The sequence below is a fragment of the Verrucomicrobiota bacterium genome, from assembly GCA_016871495.1.
In the GTDB taxonomy this organism is placed as follows: domain Bacteria; phylum Verrucomicrobiota; class Verrucomicrobiia; order Limisphaerales; family VHDF01; genus VHDF01.
In genome coordinates this window covers 1-17,696 of record VHDF01000065.1, presented here as the reverse complement: position 1 = coordinate 17,696, position 17,696 = coordinate 1, and the positions used below count along the sequence as shown (strand labels likewise).

Below are 17,696 nucleotides of genomic sequence, written 5' to 3'. Positions count from 1 at the left end.
GGACCACGCGGCGTAGAGTTCGTGGGCCAGCACCAGTTGCCGGCCGCCGCGTTCACGCCACCACCGCATGACCCGCGGAACCGTTGCATTCACGCCCCCCGCCCGTACATGTGCGGCACGTATTGCCAGAAGAGAATGGTGGACGTGGGGAGGCTGCCGACCGTTCGATCGATCGCCCCTCGATCGCTCCAGTTCGCGACCGGGGGCAGAAGTGTGACTCCTGGAGGAACCTCACAGCCGGGAGACGCAAGCGCGCCGAGGGTCCACTGGTTGGAGAGAATCTCCAGAAGTCGCCACGTGTGATCCGCCACGCCTCCCCGCTTCGGAGGAAGGTCGGGGGAGATCAGCACGACGGCTGGAGAATCCGAGCTCAAACCCACGTGATGAGTATCGGCAAATCCTGGGGTGGCTGGACCCTTGAAAGGACGCCTTTGATGAAGCGCTGAAATGGGTGGAGCACGGCGAAACAACCGTAAAATCAAGCTCCGACTCGCGTCGAGCCGATTGTGGCCCAGGCCCCACTCAGCCGTGTATCCCGATGTTGTTGGTAGGGCGGGCCTGTCCCAGCCCGCCGCCCACGGGATGCAAAACATCATGCTCCGGCGGCGCGCCGGGACGGACGCGCCCTACCTGCATCACCGGCAACATCGGGATGCACCGCCCACTCAGTTCAAGGCCGCCATCGCTTGTCGAATCTGTTGTTCGCGGGTCCGCCAATCCTCCAGCCGTTTTCGGTGTTCCTCCAGGACCGCAGGTGGAACCTTGGCCGAAAAGTTCGCATTCCCGAGCTTGTCCTCGACCTTCTTGATTTCGGCCAAGACTTTTTCCAACTCCTTCGACAACCGAAGCCTTTCCGAGCCCAGGTCGATCAATCCCGCCAATGGAAGATACAACTCGCCAAGCTCGTTGGCAGCCACCGGGGTTCCTCGCTCCGCCACCCAACCGTCCGGCACCAGGCTCAATTCCTCGGCGTTGAGAAGACCCTTCAAGGAATCCCGTTCCACGGAGGAAAGCTTCCCGCCAAGGCGGAGCATGAAGCGAACCTTCTTGCTGGAAGGGACGTTGAACTGAACTCGTAAATTCCTGCCCAGGACCACGAGCTGATACTTGGCGCTGGCCAGACGGTCGGAGGTTTCGCTTAAACCGAAATGGTTCTTCTCGTCTTCGCTCAAAGGCTTGGGCCAGCACGCGTTCATGATGGTTTTCCCGCCCCGATCGGACGGCAGTTCTGCCTGAAAACCCATGCCTTGCCAGAGTTCCTCGGTGATGAATGGCAGAAACGGATGGAACAATCGAAGGAGGTGGGAAAGCGCGAAATCGATGACCGCGCGCTTGTTGGCCGCCAGCGCCGCGCTTTCCCCGTCTCCACCACCCGCCCCCATCATCGCCGGCTTGCTGGCCTCCACGTACCAATCGCAATACTCATTCCAGAAAAAGCGGTAGAGCACCGCGGTGACCTCGCTCAACCGGTACTCGGCGTAAGCCGCATCGATTTCCCGAAGCGCTTGGTCCAATCGGGCCAGAATCCAGCGGTCGTCTGATGTCAGCAGATCGGCCCGAATCTCCCCTTCCGCTTCCCCACCCTGCATTTGCCGAAAGCGACAGGCGTTCCAGAGCTTGTTACAGAAATTGCGGCCAAGTTCGACGTCCTTCTCGTCAAACAGAACGTCCTGCCCCAGCGGAGCACTGCGCAGGGTGCCAAAGCGAAGGGCATCCGCGCCGTACTTGGCGATCAACTCCAGGGGATCCGGCGAATTCCCCAACGTCTTCGACATCTTCCGCCCCTGCTTGTCCCGGATGATCCCGGTGAAATACACGTTGCGAAACGGCATCTCGCCCATGAATTCATAACCCGCCATGATCATGCGGGCGACCCAGAAGAAAATGATGTCCGGCCCGGTCACCAAGTCCGTGGTCGGGTAAAAGGCCCTCAATGCCGGCGTGTTCTCAGGCCAGCCCATGGTCGCGAAAGGCCAGAGCCACGAGCTAAACCACGTGTCCAAGACATCCGGATCCTGCTGGAATCCGCGCGCCGTCCACTGCCGGCCCTCCTCCGGATCGTCGGTGAGAAAAGTGACCAGCGCGTCCTCCGGTCGCGAACGATCCAAGTCCACCTGGAGAATCGAAATCCGGCCTTGGCCCGAATCATCCATCACCAAGGTCCAATGCAGATGCTGTCCGGGGTCGTTCCCCGACCAAGTCTTGCTCCACTCGGCGGCCGCAGCGGCCGGCAAGACGGATTCGATCTCCGCCACAGAGAGGCGGCGGGTCCAGACCGGGATCTGGTGGCCCCACCACAATTGCCGGCTGATGCACCAGTCTTGAATATGCGTCAGCCAATGGTCGTAAACCTTGGCCCATCGGCCCGGGTGAAACTGCATTCGTCCCTCCCGAACCTCCTGCCCATCCTGGGCCACGCAGTTCTTGGATGCTTCAACGCATGGATACTTGAGAAACCATTGTTCGCTCAGACGGGGTTCGACAGGCACACGGGCGCGCTGGCTGAACCCCACCTTGTTTTCGTAGGGTTCCTCCTTCTCCAGCACGCCGAGCTCGCGCAGTTTTTCCACCGCGGCTTTTCTCGCCGCGAAACGATCCCGGCCCGCGAGATCCAATCCCGCGAGGTCATTCATGACGCCGTTGGGTTGCATCACATCGATGAGGTCCAACCCGTGACGGCGTCCAATTTCAAAGTCGGCCTTGTCATGGGCCGGGGTGACCTTGAGCACACCGGTCCCGAACTCGAAATCCACATGGTCGTCGCCGACGATGGGAATCCTCTTCTTCCGGTCCTCGAACTCCGCCGGCAGCGGACGCAGCACGTGCAATCCGATGAGGTGCGCGTAGCGCGGGTCTTTGGGATTCACGGCCACCGCGGTGTCGCCCGGGATCGTCTCCGGCCGTGTGGTGGCAATGGAAAGCCAGGTTCCCGGCTTCTCCGCCAATTCCACCTTGAATTGATACAGCACGCCCTTTTGCGGCTCCATCTCGACCTCCTCGTCCGAGAGGGCGGTCAATGACGCGGGGCACCAATTCACCATGCGCTTGCCGCGATAGATCAGGCCTTTCTGATAAAGCGCGATGAAGACTTTTTGCACGCAGCGCGAGTATTCGGGGTCCATGGTGAACCGCTCGCGCGTCCAATCGCAACTGGCGCCCAGCTTCTTGAGTTGCTGAATGATGATGCCGCCGTGCTTTTCTTTCCACGCCCAGACCCGTTTGAGAAATTCTTCACGCCCCAAATCGTGCTTGGTTTTGCCCTCTTCTTTCTTCAGCGCCTTCTCCACTTGCACCTGGGTGGCGATTCCGGCGTGATCCGTTCCCGGGAGCCAGAGCACTTCCTTGCCATCCATGCGCGCCTTGCGGGCCAGGATGTCCTGGATGGTGTTGTTCAGCACATGCCCCATGTGGAGCATGCCCGTGACGTTGGGCGGTGGTATGACGATGGCATAAGCAGGCCGCGAGGTGGATACACGCGCCGGGTCGGGCGTAAAACAGCCCTCGCGCTGCCAGAATTCGTACCAGCGGTCCTCGACCGCCTTCGGATCGTAAGCTTTCGAAATCTCAAACATGTCAGTCCGGCGAGCGTAGCGAACCCCGATTCGGATTGGCAACAAACGCCTTTCACGGGAAGCAGGCGCCCGTCGATCTGAAAGTCTGCTTCGTTCAGCGGCGGCAGACCTACCCCGATCGAGTCCAGCCGGGTCCGGCCCTCTCGAAACGGTCCCCTGCTCCAACCCGCACTTTTCACACCCGACTGGGGTTTGGAATCGTTCCCCATTGAGTTTCAGCCATGCGGGTGAGATCGAACACCCCCCCGTTCAACCAACGGATGCATTTTCCGGGCTAGAACCACTTGGCTCCACCGGTGTACCGGGCCACCGCTTCCGGATTCAGACGCAGGCCAAGACCCGGTGAACTTGGAATCGGAAGCATGCCGTCTCCATCCAATCGCCAGGGTTCCGCCACGATTTCGTCAATGAACGGGGAGCCGTTGAGATACTCCACCAAGTCGGTGTGGGGAAACGCCGAGGCCAGTTGCAAATCAGCCGCCAGCCCCACGGCGGTGTTCCATCCGTGCGGAATGAACCGGACGCCGTGGTCCTGGGCCATCCACGCGATGCGTCTCTCCTCGCTGATCCCTCCCACTTTGGTCACATCCGGCTGGACGATGTCGAACGCGCCCGCCTCGAGCCAGGGCTGAAAGGACTGCCTGCGAGTCAGGACTTCTCCGCCGGCAATGGGCACACGGCTGTGTTCACGAAGCCGCCGATAATCCTCCAGCGCGTCGGGCGCCAGCGCTTCCTCAAACCAATCCACCTCGTAGTCTGCGAGCATCTCCGAGGCGCGCAGTGCCCACGAATAACCCTGGCCCCAGTGCGCATCGCTGCCTCCGGCATCGACCATGAGACGGCACTCGGGCCCGACAGCTTCGCGGGCGGCGCGCACGATCGCCTCGTCCATCGCCCGGCTGACGCGTCCAAAAGGCCCCCAGCCAATCTTGAAGGCGCGGAATCCCTGCGCCTTGATCGCGAGCAGCCGATCCGCCAGGGGGGCGGGTTTCTCCATCAGAATCGAGGCGTAGGGCCGAACCCGCTCTCGATAACGCCCCCCCAGCAATCGTCCCACCGGCTGGCCCGTGGCTTGCCCGAACAGGTCCCATAAGGCGATATCGACGCCGCTAATGGCGTGGGTGATGGCTCCACCTCGCCCCTGCCAAAACGTGTTTTGATGCAGCTTCTCGGAGAGCCGTTCTGGTTCCAACGCGGACTCACCGAGCAGCAACGGCTCCAGAATCGCCAGAGATCCCCGGACCAGGGCCTCGCTGGTGAAGACGCTTCCCCATCCGGTCAGCCCGTCTTCCGTCCGAATCCCGACCAGGGTGTGAACGCAGTCCTCCGGCTTGAGTTCTTGACTCCAGCCGCCTTCGGGAGTGGCGCCCCGCAAGCCCGCGCATCGAATGGAATGAATTTTCATTTTGGATTTTCCGTCTCGACCTTGGAGACGCTGAAGTTTACGACTTGTCCGGCCTCCCTTGCCATCTTTCCGTGCGCCGGACATCGCAACGCGAGTCCGGCTGGCGCGAAAGGGCGAGAACCAACGTTATGCCCAGCTCCCCCTCCCTCCTGACCGATCCAGGCAAGTTCAACGGCAAAGCCATCGACCTTTTGGGCGTCGGCAAAGTCAGGCTTGCGAAACTGATTTCGCTGCACAGCGAAACTTCCGTCTACCGAACCGACCGGCCCGACGTCGTGGTCAAAATGTTCGATCTGGATTGCGGCAAACCCGACGAAGTGAGCTACGGACCCTATGTCGGCTTCAATCTCGAGAAGGAGAATTTCGAAGCCATTAATCGTGTCGAAAGCCTCAAGCGGTGCATTCCCTCCTTTTATGGCGCGGACATCGACTACGCCAACAAGTGCGCCTGGATCGCCATGGAGTTCCTCCAGGGCCAAAACCTGGTGGAATGGTCCCAAAGCGCCGCCTCGGGCAGCGCCGCGCAGGATTGGACCGAACATTTCCGGGAAGCCATCCACGAGGCGCTCGCCATCATGACCCAGTTTCATCGGCATGGCATCGTCCTGATCGACTTCAAACCGGACAACGTCATCCGGTTGCACGACCGGCGCATCAAATTTGTGGATCTCGGCGCTTTTTGGATTCCCCGCCAAACCGAGGCCACGGATCAGTATGTGTATTCGGCCACGCCGGACTACTCGGAGCTTGTCATTGACACGGCGAATATTGAAACCGGCATTCCGTTGAACTCCACTTCGGATATCTTCGCCGCCGGGGTCGCACTCTTCGAAATCACCACCGGCAGTTCCCGCCTTCGGATTCCGGACGAAACCGCCGAATTCTTGTTGCGCGCGCCGGAGCTCTACTTGTTTCGCGACTCCCAAATTCGCGATGTGTGGAAGGCTTACCCGCATCTGGAGGAAGGCCTGCCGTTGGTCGAAACCCAGCTCAAGGATCGCCATGTCCTCTTCGCGGAGGTTTGGCACCTCATCAAAGGCTTGCTCGCGCATGAGGTCGAAGGCTGGGATAACCTGGGAGAAGAGGAACGCCAGCAGGCAATCCTGGATCAAGGCATTGCTCTCATCGCAGCGCAAATGCCACCCGCGCTCGTCTGGCTCGCGGATCCCGTCGCCCGTTCCACCACCCTGCGCAGCTTGCGACTGGGCAGCATCTCCGAACTGATGGACCTCGTCGCGGTTCCCGTGGCGGAAGAGGTTCGCCAGGACGTGCTCGCCCACAACGGACTGATCCGACTGGCCGGCGACATGGGCCAATCGTCCGACTTCGTGCAACGCCTCAACGTCTGGGACCTCCGCTGGGAAGCTCAAAGTGCTCACTGGTCCATCCGAACTCCATTCGCCGCGCTGGCCCTGGCGGAAATGGCGCCTTTCATTTTCCTCAAAACATTGTACCGCGACGCGGAGGGACACACTTTTTACCAGATCGTCACCGACACTGACGCGGACACCATGGACGGAACCGCGCTTACGCTCGCCCGCCTCTCCGAAGACCACTTCGCCTGGATCGGAGGGTGATCCTTCACCGCGCGAATCCGCCGAAAAACAGCATCACTCAACTGCGGCGCAACGGCCAGGGGTGGTTCGGAGCTCCCCGTTGATGGCGCTTCAGCGCCGCAAACTCAGCTGCACCTGGCTTTTCCACCCGCGTGGCCCGCCTCGGGGAAGGTTGCTTCGCTGGCGCCACCAAACATATCCCTTGGGTCCGGCACCCCCGCTCCACGTCAGCCTGAAGCGGCGTGAACGCCCGTGCGCATCGCCGACAACTCGCGGACGCACCGGGTCACCGCGCGGTCAGTGTGGGGGCCGAGGCCCCGGAACGCCCGCCCGTCCCGGCGCTCAACGGACCGGCTGAGAGGGAGGGGCAGGATTCACCGGCACGACCTTGATGGCGCCCGTCTGTGGATCGATCGCGAATCGGGTTCCTCGGGGCGGTTCCGGCACGCGACCCAGGTAACCTTCCGTAACCAACTCCTGCAACGATTGGGGCCGGCGCCCCTCGGCAGCCACGAATTGCTGCCAAGCCTGGCTCAACGCGGCGGTATCAACCGTCTTTTGCGCCGATTGTTGCGCCTTGTTCACCGCCCCGAGATAATCGACCGGGGCCGTCAAGGGATTCCCCGCCTGATCCACGGTGTTGGTCTGGGCCGATGAGCTGGCCGCCTTCTTTCCGCAGCCGGTCCATCCCGCGCAGAGCACGATCACCACGACCCTCAAAACCTGCCGCCCCAGAGCCGCAGCGAGCACCAAGGTTTCTCGCCCGCTCGCCACGAAACCTTTCCCGCGAACCCCCGCATGGTGCTTCATCTTCATGCCGTGCATCATGCCTCACGCCGGGGGGGCACCGCCAGCCTTTGTCGGACAGGCCTGAAGTCCGCTGGCCGGCTTCAAGGAGTGGGCGGCGACGAGCTCTCTGGCGCGCTGCGCCAGTTCCCAATCGGTTTCCAATTGCGCAAACTTGAACGGCGGGACGCCGCTTTGGGCGCGCCCCAGAAACTCCCCTGCCCCGCGAAGCTTCAAGTCTGCCTCCGCCAAGTGAAAACCGTCACTGCTTTCCACCAGAACCTGCAATCGTTTCAACACCTCGGGATCCTCCGAAGCGCTCGCCAGCACACAGTAACTGTCCCTCCGGCCCCGGCCCACCCGCCCACGCATCTGATGCAGTTGGGCCAGTCCGAATCGGTCCGCGTCCATGATCACCATGACCGTCGCCTCAGGAACGTCCACCCCCACCTCGACAACCGAAGTGGAAGCCAGCACCTGAACGATGCCCCCCGTGAATTGAGCCATGACGGAAAGCTTGTCATCCGGACGCAGCCGGCCATGCATGACTCCAACCCGGAAGGGCGACACGTGCTCCGCCAACTCCGCAGCATGCTGTGTGACGGATGCAGCCTCCGTTTCCTCCGAGTTCTCGATCAACGGATAAATCACATAAGCGCGTTCCCCCGCCGCCAAGCGTGTCTTCACGAAGTTCCAAACCTTTTCCAACTCCTCGCACCGCCGCAAGAAAGTGCGGATCCGTCCCCGCCCGGGGGGACGACCTCGCAGGATTGAAACATCCAGATCCCCGAACATCGAGAGCGCCAGGGTGCGCGGAATCGGCGTGGCGGTCATGACCAGAAGATGCGGGCAATCCCCTTTTCGCAACAGAGCCTCGCGTTGCGCGACTCCAAACCGGTGCTGTTCGTCGATCACAACCAGCCCCAGCCGATCGAGCACGGTCTTCTCCTCGATCAGAGCGTGAGTTCCAATCGTCAACCGGGGCACGGCGCCATGGGACTCCGCCAAACGAACAGGATGAGAGGAGGTGCAGAGAACGACCTCAAGGCCCAAACGCGCGAACCACCGCTGGAAAAGCGAGGCGTGTTGTTGCGCGAGAATCTCGGTGGGCGCCATCAACACGGCATTGGAGCCCGCTTCAAGCGCCATGAGCATCGCGCAGGCCGCGACCACCGTCTTCCCCGCCCCGACATCGCCTTGAAGCAAACGCCGCATCGGAGTGGTGGAATTCAAATCCGCTCGAATCTCCCTCAACACTCCCGCCTGTTCGCCCGTCAACTTGAACCCCAGCTCCTTCAAGAACGGACGGATCCAGCGGTTGTCCGACACCAGCGTATTCCCCTGGAAACGCTCGGCCAACCGCGCTCGCCGCCGGGCAATCTCACTCTGCAAATCCAGCCATTCATGGAGCGCCAGCCGCTGCCGGGCCCGCTCGATGTCCGCCCACTCCTCCGGAAAATGAATCCAGCGCAAGGCGTCCGAGTAAGAGGGAAACTCGACCGGCACCAGGCCCTGCCAGGGATCGTGCCAGTCCCCCCCCAACTGAGCCAGCAGACTGGCAATGCTTCGCCGCAAGGGCCTTTGCGCCAACCCCTCGGTCAAGGGGTAAATCGGAACGATCCGCCGTAAATGAATCGATTCCTCACCTTCCTCCACTCTCTCGGTTTCCGGGTGATCCATCGTCCGAGGACGAAGCGATCGCACCTGTCCATGGATGAACAGCGTTTCTCCGGGCCGGAAATAGCGCTCCAGAAAAGGCATGTTCCACCACCGGCAATGCAGCCGCGCCGAACCATCGTCGGCAATAAGCTCGAACACGGACTTGGTTCTCTGACGGGCGTATTTGACGCCGCAAACCTCCACCGTCGCTTGCACGGTCACGGATTGCCCCGCCTCCAAATCCGCGATGCGAGCGTACGCCCGGCGGTCCTCGTAGCGGCGCGGACGATGATGAAGCAGATCCGCGACGGTGTGAATCTTCAGTCGAGTCAGCGACTCGGACCTCTGACGTCCCCATCCGGGCAAGCTGGACACCGGAGAGGTCAGGGAGACCCGCGAGGTCACGGAGGAATTGGACGTGACGTTAGGTTCGCCCATGACTCTTGGCCTTCGCCGCCCGGACGCCGGACCGTTGGCGCGGGCTAGAGCACCGTGCGATGCGGGATGGCGCCGCCCTTCGGAATGATCACCACCCCGTCCCGGATGCAGTAGAGGGGATGATCGAAGTTCTCGGGCTTGCCGGCGGGACTGATGACGCAGTCGTCGCCGATGCGCGCATTCTTGTCGATGATCGCGTTCTCAATGCGGCAGTTCCGCCCCACGCCAATGGGTGGGATCCCCTGGGCCTGGCATTCCGCCAGGGACTCCTGGGACTCGTAAAAATCCGCTCCCATGAGCACCACACGGTTCAGAAAGCAGCCTTCCCCGACAATGGTGCGGATGCCCACCACGCAATTCACGATGCGGGCGCGATTGATAATGCACCCGTCGCAGATGACGGCGTGGTCGATCGCGGCGCCGTTGACTTTCGAGCCCGGAAGATACCGTGGGCGGCTGAAGATCGGGGCGCTCATGTCGAAAAAATTGAAGCGCGGCAGCTCCGACGCCACATCCAGGCTGGCCTCGAAAAAACTGCGGATGGTCCCGATGTCCTCCCAGTAACCCTGAAAAATATAGGAAAAAACGCGGTGCGTTTGAATCGCGCCCGGAATGATGTGCTTGCCAAAGTCCGTATGGCTGTTGTCGAGCAACTTCAACAACACATCCCGGTTGAACACGTAGATGCCCATGGATGCCAGATAGAAGGGATCATCCCCTTCGATGCCGAACCGTCCGTAGGACGACTTCTCCAGTTGCAACGCGGTCAACACCTCCTCCTCCTTGGGTTTCTCCACAAATCGGGTAATCCGCCGCTCTCCATCGACTTGCATGATGCCCAGGGAGGATGCGGCGGAACGCGTCACGGGCAGTGTCGCAATGGTGACCTCCGCGCAGGACTCGATGTGCTGAAGCAGAATCTTGCGGAAATCCATGCGGTAAAGCTGGTCGCCGCTGAGGATCAACACATGATCGAATCCCTGATTCAAAAAATGCGACAGGTTCTTCCGCACGGCGTCCGCCGTGCCCTGATACCAGGACGTGCTCGAGAAGGTCTGTTCCGCGGCCAGAATCTCCACGAACCCCCCCGAAAAGTGGTCAAACTTATAAGATTGAGAAATATGCCGATGGAGAGATGCAGAATTGAACTGGGTCAGAATATAGATCCGCTCCAGCCCGGAATTGATGCAATTGGAAATGGGGATATCGACGAGCCGGTACTTGCCCGCCAGCGGCACCGCCGGCTTGGAGCGTTCCTGCGTGAGCGGAAACAACCGGGTGCCCTGACCTCCGCCCATGATGACGGACAGAGCACCGCGCGTATTGATCGAGATCCGCCGAGGGTCTTTCGTCATAGGGTTCATAACTTGTGATACCGTGTGCCCTTGCTATAGCGTGAAAACCCGTGAGGTCGCAAGCCGCTTCGGGCTTCGAGCCGGACGCATGAGCCTTCCGCGTGCCCTTCGGGCCAGCGGCTCCTGTCAGGGGATCCGCCCAAACAAGCTCCGTCCGACCCGGCGCCGCCTCTCGCCGCCGCTCTCAATCAAACTATGTGTTGAATCGTAGGTTACATCGGTAAACGCCGGGCCTCCCCGATCATCTTGGAAGGCCTCCGGCGATTGGAATATCGCGGCTACGACAGCGTCGGCTTGGCCGTGATGGATCCCCAGGGGATTCAATCCCGGAAGAAGAAAGGCAAAATTGACGAGGGACTCGCGATCCTGCTCCAACAATCCCCCCTCAAAGGCAACGTCGGCCTCGGACACACCCGATGGGCTACCCACGGTCCGCCCACGGACGAGAACTCCCACCCGCACTTTGACCAGTCGGGCCGAATCGCCGTCGTTCACAACGGGGTGATTGAGAATTATGACCGGATCAAATCCCGTCTGGAAGCCGCAGGCAGCCACTTCAAGTCTCTGACGGATACCGAGGTTCTGGCCCATCTGATCGGCGAACATTACGCCAAACAGCAGGCGTCAAGCCCGGCCGGAAACGGGCTGGCCTCCGAGGAGACCCACCCGTTGGCCCGAGCCGTCATCGCGGCTCTCCGAGAAGTCGTCGGAACTTACGGCATCGGGGTGATGTGCACCGACTTCCCGGGCTTGGTCGTCGGGGCGCGGCGCGGTTCGCCGCTGATTATCGGCGTCGGAGACGGGGAACACTTCCTGGCCAGCGACGCCAACGCCATCGTCGCCCATACCCGCCAAGTCGTCTACCTCAACGACTACAATGTGGCGGTGTTGAACTCCGACACTTTCAAGGTCACCACCCTCGACGAAAACACCACCCACCTCAAGATCAGCAAGATCGAGTTTTCCGCGGAGGAGAGCGAAAAGGGCGCCTTCGCCCATTACATGCTCAAGGAAATCTTCGAGCAACCCCGCACCCTGCTCAACGCCATGCGTGGACGCCTGGACCGCGACGAGGCCACCGCCAAGTTTGGCGGGCTCAACATGACCATGGCCGAACTGCGCTCGATCGACCAAATCGTCATCGCCGCCTGCGGCACCAGTTGGCACGCCGGCCTCGTCGGCGAATACTTGTTCGAGGAGTTCGCCCACGTCCCGGTCGAAATCGAGTACGCCAGTGAATTCCGTTATCGGAACGCTCCCATCGAGAAAAACACCTTGGTGATCGCTTTGACTCAATCCGGCGAAACCGCGGATACCTTGGCCGGATTGCGTGAATCGAAGCGCCGCGGCCACCGCGTCATCGCCATCTGCAATGTGGTGGGGAGCACCATCGCCCGCGAAGCCGACGGAGGCGTCTATTTGCATGCGGGACCCGAGATCGGAGTCGCCTCCACCAAGGCCTTCACCTCGCAGGTTGTGGTCCTGACACTGCTCGCCCTTCTGATGGGACGCATCCGCATGCTTTCATCCCGACGGGGCAACATGATCCTCAACGCCCTGGAAGCCCTGCCCGGTCAGGTGGAGTCCATCCTCCGCCAAAACGACGCCATCCGGACGCTGGCCCAAAAATACGCCGGCGCCGAGGACTTATTTTTTTCCTGGGCCGCCAATATTGTTTCCCCGTGGCTCTCGAAGGAGCACTCAAACTCAAGGAAATCTCTTACATCCACGCCGAGGGCTACCCCGCCGCCGAAATGAAGCACGGCCCGATCGCCATGATCGACGAAAAAACGCCTACCGTCTTCCTCATTCCCTCCGACGGATTGTACGAAAAAACGTTCGGAAACCTTCAAGAAATCAAGGCCCGCAAAGGCCCCATCATCGCCATCGCCACCGAAGGCAACGAAGAAATCCGCAAACACGTGGACGATGTCATCCTGATCCCGAACACGATCGAACCCCTCTTCCCGGTCCTCGCTGCCACCCCGCTCCAACTGCTGGCCTACCATATCGCCGTGGCCCGCGGTTGCGATGTGGACAAGCCCCGCAATCTCGCCAAAAGCGTCACGGTGGAGTAATCTCTTCCACCGCCCTTGCCGACGGTATTGTAGTCGGACAAAATAGTTCTGAACTGAACAATAAAGTCCTTAACCGGACAATATAGTGTTCAACTGGCAGGCTCGGGCCATAAGGCATTCATAATAAGGATCTTGGTTCTTCAACAGCCCCATCGCTCCCGTCGGTGTTGCACCGAGTGCGTATGCCTATCCACATAGCAGGTTACACGATTCCATCTCCCTCGCGTTGGCGGATGACCGAGTAGACGGCCGCCAGCGATTCAAAGAACACGGACCTGAATTCCCGGGCTCCATCCACCATGGCGGATTCCGGCAGGCGGTTGTGGCGACGGACGCAGTCCCGAAAGAGCATCATGCAGCTTCGATAGCTGGGCTTCTCAAACGAGAGGTGAAATGCCAACACCTTCCGGCTGCAGGCATCCAGCAGCAGCGACAGCCATGGCTTGCCCAGGACGGCTCCGGTTTCCTCGCAGATCAGGACGATGCTGCATTGATGGTGGTCGATGTGCGTCACTTCCCAGGGCCGATCGCCATGGACTTCCGGCGGAGGAACTCCGGGCTTCAGGGATAAGCCACCGTTGTGTGCTTCCTGATCCATTGGCCGCGACAGCCACGCATCGACTCGATCCGCCAGCCAGCCATAACTCGGCGGCGTGAAGCCTCGGGCACGGCACTGAGTGACGAAGTGCCCATGCAGCAACCGCTTGGTGCTGATACGTCCGGAGCCGTATTCGCTTTCGATCACTTGATCAGCGATTGAATACACATCCCTTGGATAGCGCGGCTGCCGGTTGCCGGCGTACCTGTAGCGGGACAGCAAACCAAGGTAGCCACAACCGTATTGCAGCTCAGCGTGGCGATATTGTTCTCGCCATCGATCCAGAGTTCGTGTGGTGACGCCCGCCGTCTGGGGCGCGGGCACGCAACGGAGCACTTCCATTCGGCGGTTGGCGACCGAGAGCTCGGCTTCGGTCGATGCTGTGAGGATCTCCCTCGCCTCAGGGCTGAGCGAGGTCGCATCAGGCCCAACGGCGTGGACTGGCAGTTTTCGTTCGAACTGTCCCATGGCGACATTGGTCCTGAGTTGATGCGACAGGCAGCGCACTGGCAGTTGAGCGTGATCGGAGAGAACCAGCGCGTATGCCCGTGCGCTGGTTGCATCGGAGAAAACGCTGACGTCGGAGGGCTTCGCCAGGAGACCTGTCTCAAGATCGGCGTAGATGTCCCCAATGGCGATTAGGCGATAGACTTCGTCGTAGCCAGCATCCGAGAGGCGGCTCACCAGATCAACCACCGAAAGGCCGGGCTGCCGTTTCACGGCCTCAACAATCTGGAACCGCGCTTTCAGGGGGATCTCCGGGTACTCCGGGGCGAAGTAGTCCTGAAGAAACCGCAAGTTCCGCAACGAGGTTGGGCTCAGATCTGCCGTGCTCCAGACCCTGTAGAGGAAGCGGTACTCCCCGGCGACGCGCTCACCTGGACCGCACCGCCACCGGCCCGCTTCGTCGCGCTGAAACCTGTCCGGCGCGGTCAGGATTAGCTGTTCGAGTTTATCTTGAGGTTTGCACTCCACCCAGCCGCATCCGTCCTCTCGGAACACGATGAAATCCGGCGTGTGCACGATGCCGGTCTCGCGGCCCGTCGACGCCGTCCAACGGAGCGTGATTGGCGGAGGCTGGGGGTAGTAGTCGAGAACCGCAGGGTCGCGTTCCAGCGAATACACGAACGACAGTTCCACCCGATGGCTTTCGCATTCGACGACTCGGTCCATCTTCTTCGAAGGGAACCGGACTGTGACGTTTCCCCCGCCTCCTCTCACCCGGCGTGAAGGGCCTGAGAATCGGGCGTTGGAGAGGTAGGCCAGCCCCGCCGGCGTAAACGGGAATCGAGCGCAGTAGGTTGTTAGCGATTGTTCAGATAACATAGACACACTCCGCGGTGAATGGTTGTTCCGATGAGCTCCCCAAGACAGCACAGCCGCTGCACGGAAACTGAGACCGCCTGAGATGACCCTCAGGACCTCCCGGACGTTTTCGTGCGGCGCCTGATGCGCCGCACGCCGCAGGCAGCTTGGCGCGTCGGGCTCAACACGAAAACGCTGGTACGTTCTACGAGTTTCCCGACGCCGAGAAGAAGTCGAAGAACCAGCGCACGGGCGACCAGTCGGGGCTGTCCTTCTAGACATAGGCATGGGTGAGGCCCCTGCCCGCTCTCCTTGGTCGCCGACAGTCAGAGTCTGTCAGGGCGATCACCATTGCAGAGCGATCAGACCTGAACATCTCCACATAGATCGCTGGAGAGACGAGTCAGACTAGCCGGAGGGCTCAAGCTAGAACGCAGTCACTACGTTCCCTCATCACCCACCAGGACGGCACCCTCCAGAGAATCCGCGACTACCTGGAATCGCCAGCCGCGCTACAGCACACCAACGAACTCCCCCACCACAATCATCTGTTCGGCTTCTTGTGGATCGACCTCGATCGGGCTGTACTCGGGATTCAACGGCAACAGTTGTATCCGCTGATGGGCCCAGGAATCCTCTGTCACGGTCTTTTCCGAGTGGTACATCTTGACCGTGTAGCGACCGCCGGTCTCCACATCTCCCATTGCGTTGAACTGGACGAGTACTATCTTTCCTTCACGGGAACCCGGCGGGCATTTGCGGAATAGGCACCAGGAGCCGTCGGGAATTCTCGGCTCCATGGAATGGCCGCGCACCCTCGCCACGAACATCCCCTGTCGGGGGTTGAACCTCGAAACATCCGTCCAACCGGCTTCCTCGGGCTCGGTTTCAGGGCCCCAGAGCCCCGCAGCCGCCTCAAGTGTGTAAACGGGCACGAAGCGCGTGAATCGATCCGCCATCTCCGGCGACTGAATCAGCTGAATCACGTTCGCTGGGACCTGGTCTGCCAGGGCTGTCGGCGTGAAACGCTCGCCCCCTGAGGGTGCCGTGTCGGGTGCTACCGACCACCCTTCTGCGGATTGCTGGAAAACGACCTTGAATCCGGTGCCCGGCATGCCTGCGTCTGGGCCGAACCAGCTACGCATAAGTTCTCCCAGTCTGTTGGCATCCATCCCTTTCGGTCCAGCCACGTTGCAGGCAATTCGGACCATGCGAAACACCCACGTGGAGCCGTCAGGCACCTTCACCTCGATAGGCCCAAACGGACGACCCGGCATTTGCTCGACCGAGGGCAGCATCAGGATGGGACGCCCACTGGCATGGGTTACTTTGGCCGTGAAACTCGTTGTCGATCCGCGCTTGGGTTTCTCGAGTCGGGCTTTGGTGTACTGAGCCAACCGATACTCCACCAATTCGCTTGTCAGCGATTCGAAGTCCGCCTGGGCTTCCTTCGGGCAACTGAATGCGGCCTCGAACCTGCCTCCCTTCTGCCTGAACCAACGTCGACCGCCTTGACTATCCATCCAGCGGCTCAAAGGCCATTCCAGCCACCAAGCTGACCACTGTTCAACTGAAGCGGTGGCGTGATTCGGGAATTGCTTAGTCGGCGGAAGGTCATTTCGCAGTGCTGGATGGGAGAGAAGGAATTCACGGCAGGCGATCGCCAGAGGCTCGATCGGCATCCCCTCCCCAAATGCGTCATTGTCGAGGAGAACTCGGAGGACCACCATTTTGTACGATTTGTTCAACGCGGTGACCTCAAGCATCTCCAGCCAGTCTCGGAAAGACGCTGCGACCTCCTGTTCGTGCGGGGACAAGTCACCCTCGGTAGCAACAAAGCCAAACCACGTGCCATGCCGCGCCCGGATTGTCGATGGGAGATAGCCCCGGTGAAAGAGTTCCGCCATGGTCGGGCGGCGCTGGAGCTCATCCCGCATTGCCCTGTAGGCCTCAACTGCCGCGCTGCCGCCAGTCGGCAAGAATTTCTGGAGGACATCCCGGGCTTCCAACTCGACATCAAGCAGGCAACCCGGAGGAAGTTGCGCCGGTCTTCCCTTGACCCATGCTTCCAGGTCTGCCCAAGTGCAAGTCTTTCCTCCAAGCGACAAGAGGTGCAGTATTCGGCTGGTGAAAACCCGGTGGTTGCCGACAAAGTCAATGACCGTCAACCGCGACTTCCCGTCGGCGGAACGAAGGCCGCGCCCGAGCTGCTGAAGGAACAGAATCTTCGATTCCGTAGGGCGGAGCATGACCACGCGATCCACCCTCGGCACGTCGAGACCCTCATTAAATAAATCGACCACGCAAAGCGCCTCCAACTTACCGTTGATGAGATCCGCCAGGCTCTTGCCACGAGGATCACCGCCTTCGCCCGAAAACACCGCGGCTGCGCGAACCCCGTGGCGCACCAGCCAGTCGCGGCTGAACAATGCGTGCCGCCTAGAACAGCAAAAGACCAGGGTCCGAGATCCCGACTCCTCCTTCCACGCCTTCCACAACCGCTCCATCCTCTGACTGTTTTCCACCTTCTCCTCGAGGGTGTTCAGATCGAAGCGGCCATTTCTCCAAGGAATCTGTTGAAAATCGATGTCGTCTTTCAGCCCCAGGTAGTGGAACGGCACTAGAGATCCCTCTTCGATGCCGTCCCCAATGGTCGCCTGCCAAGCCAAAACGTCATCAAACAGGCTGGCCACATCAACCCCGTCCGTGCGTTCCGGAGTCGCGGTCAACCCGATCGTGAATCCGGCCTGCAACCTGGCCAGGACTTTACGATAGCTCGGGGACTCAGCGTGATGAACCTCGTCGATCACTGCGTAGCTGGGTCAGGGAGTCCAAGGCATTCTTTTGCCAGGGCCTCGGGCTCTTCGGCTCCTCCAGAACATCCTGTGCCTCAGGTTGAAGAAGGAGCTTCCGTGACCGCGCCGCCGATTCGGCGTATCGCTCA

Annotated in this window: 9 protein-coding genes and 1 pseudogene; 2 read left to right on the top strand and 8 right to left on the bottom strand. The window is 60.8% G+C overall.

The window, feature by feature from the left end; translation table 11 throughout:
- Window positions 1-89: 89 nt before the first annotated feature.
- The 3 genes from FJ404_13790 to FJ404_13780 form a co-directional block, all read right to left on the bottom strand.
- A complete protein-coding gene (locus tag FJ404_13790; GenBank protein ID MBM3823932.1) occupies window positions 90-380 on the bottom strand; it encodes a hypothetical protein in 291 nt (96 codons plus the stop codon).
- A gap of 285 nt (window positions 381-665) precedes the next feature.
- Window positions 666-3,572: a valine--tRNA ligase gene (locus FJ404_13785; protein ID MBM3823931.1), complete on the bottom strand. Its 2,907-nt coding sequence runs from the start codon at window positions 3,570-3,572 to the stop codon at window positions 666-668.
- Between the two features lie 274 nt (window positions 3,573-3,846).
- Window positions 3,847-4,977 (bottom strand): mandelate racemase/muconate lactonizing enzyme family protein, encoded by a 1,131-nt coding sequence (locus FJ404_13780; protein MBM3823930.1) that lies wholly within the window; start codon window positions 4,975-4,977, stop codon window positions 3,847-3,849.
- 128 nt (window positions 4,978-5,105) lie between these two features.
- Here FJ404_13780 and FJ404_13775 point away from each other — a divergent pair, with 128 nt between their 5' ends.
- Entirely contained in the window at window positions 5,106-6,554 is a 1,449-nt protein-coding gene (locus tag FJ404_13775; GenBank protein ID MBM3823929.1) for a hypothetical protein, read from the top strand.
- Between the two features lie 321 nt (window positions 6,555-6,875).
- Here the strand turns inward: FJ404_13775 and FJ404_13770 are convergent, their stop codons facing one another.
- From FJ404_13770 to FJ404_13760, 3 genes are read right to left on the bottom strand one after another with little or no spacing between them, the layout of a single operon-like run.
- Window positions 6,876-7,361: a hypothetical protein gene (locus FJ404_13770; protein ID MBM3823928.1), complete on the bottom strand. Its 486-nt coding sequence runs from the start codon at window positions 7,359-7,361 to the stop codon at window positions 6,876-6,878.
- 3 nt (window positions 7,362-7,364) lie between these two features.
- On the bottom strand, window positions 7,365-9,416 hold the full coding sequence (gene recG / locus FJ404_13765; protein ID MBM3823927.1) for an ATP-dependent DNA helicase RecG: 2,052 nt from the start codon (window positions 9,414-9,416) through the stop codon (window positions 7,365-7,367).
- 44 nt (window positions 9,417-9,460) lie between these two features.
- Window positions 9,461-10,771, bottom strand: coding sequence for a glucose-1-phosphate adenylyltransferase (locus FJ404_13760; GenBank protein MBM3823926.1), 1,311 nt, complete (start codon window positions 10,769-10,771; stop codon window positions 9,461-9,463).
- A gap of 195 nt (window positions 10,772-10,966) precedes the next feature.
- Between FJ404_13760 and glmS the strand changes: the two are divergent.
- Window positions 10,967-12,849 (top strand): annotated as a pseudogene (gene glmS / locus FJ404_13755) (glutamine--fructose-6-phosphate transaminase (isomerizing)).
- A gap of 202 nt (window positions 12,850-13,051) precedes the next feature.
- Here the strand turns inward: glmS and FJ404_13750 are convergent.
- Together FJ404_13750 and FJ404_13745 are read right to left on the bottom strand one after the other, a co-directional pair.
- Entirely contained in the window at window positions 13,052-15,040 is a 1,989-nt protein-coding gene (locus FJ404_13750; GenBank protein ID MBM3823925.1) for a hypothetical protein, read from the bottom strand.
- A gap of 224 nt (window positions 15,041-15,264) precedes the next feature.
- A complete protein-coding gene (locus tag FJ404_13745; GenBank protein MBM3823924.1) occupies window positions 15,265-17,562 on the bottom strand; it encodes a hypothetical protein in 2,298 nt (765 codons plus the stop codon).
- Window positions 17,563-17,696: the final 134 nt, after the last annotated feature.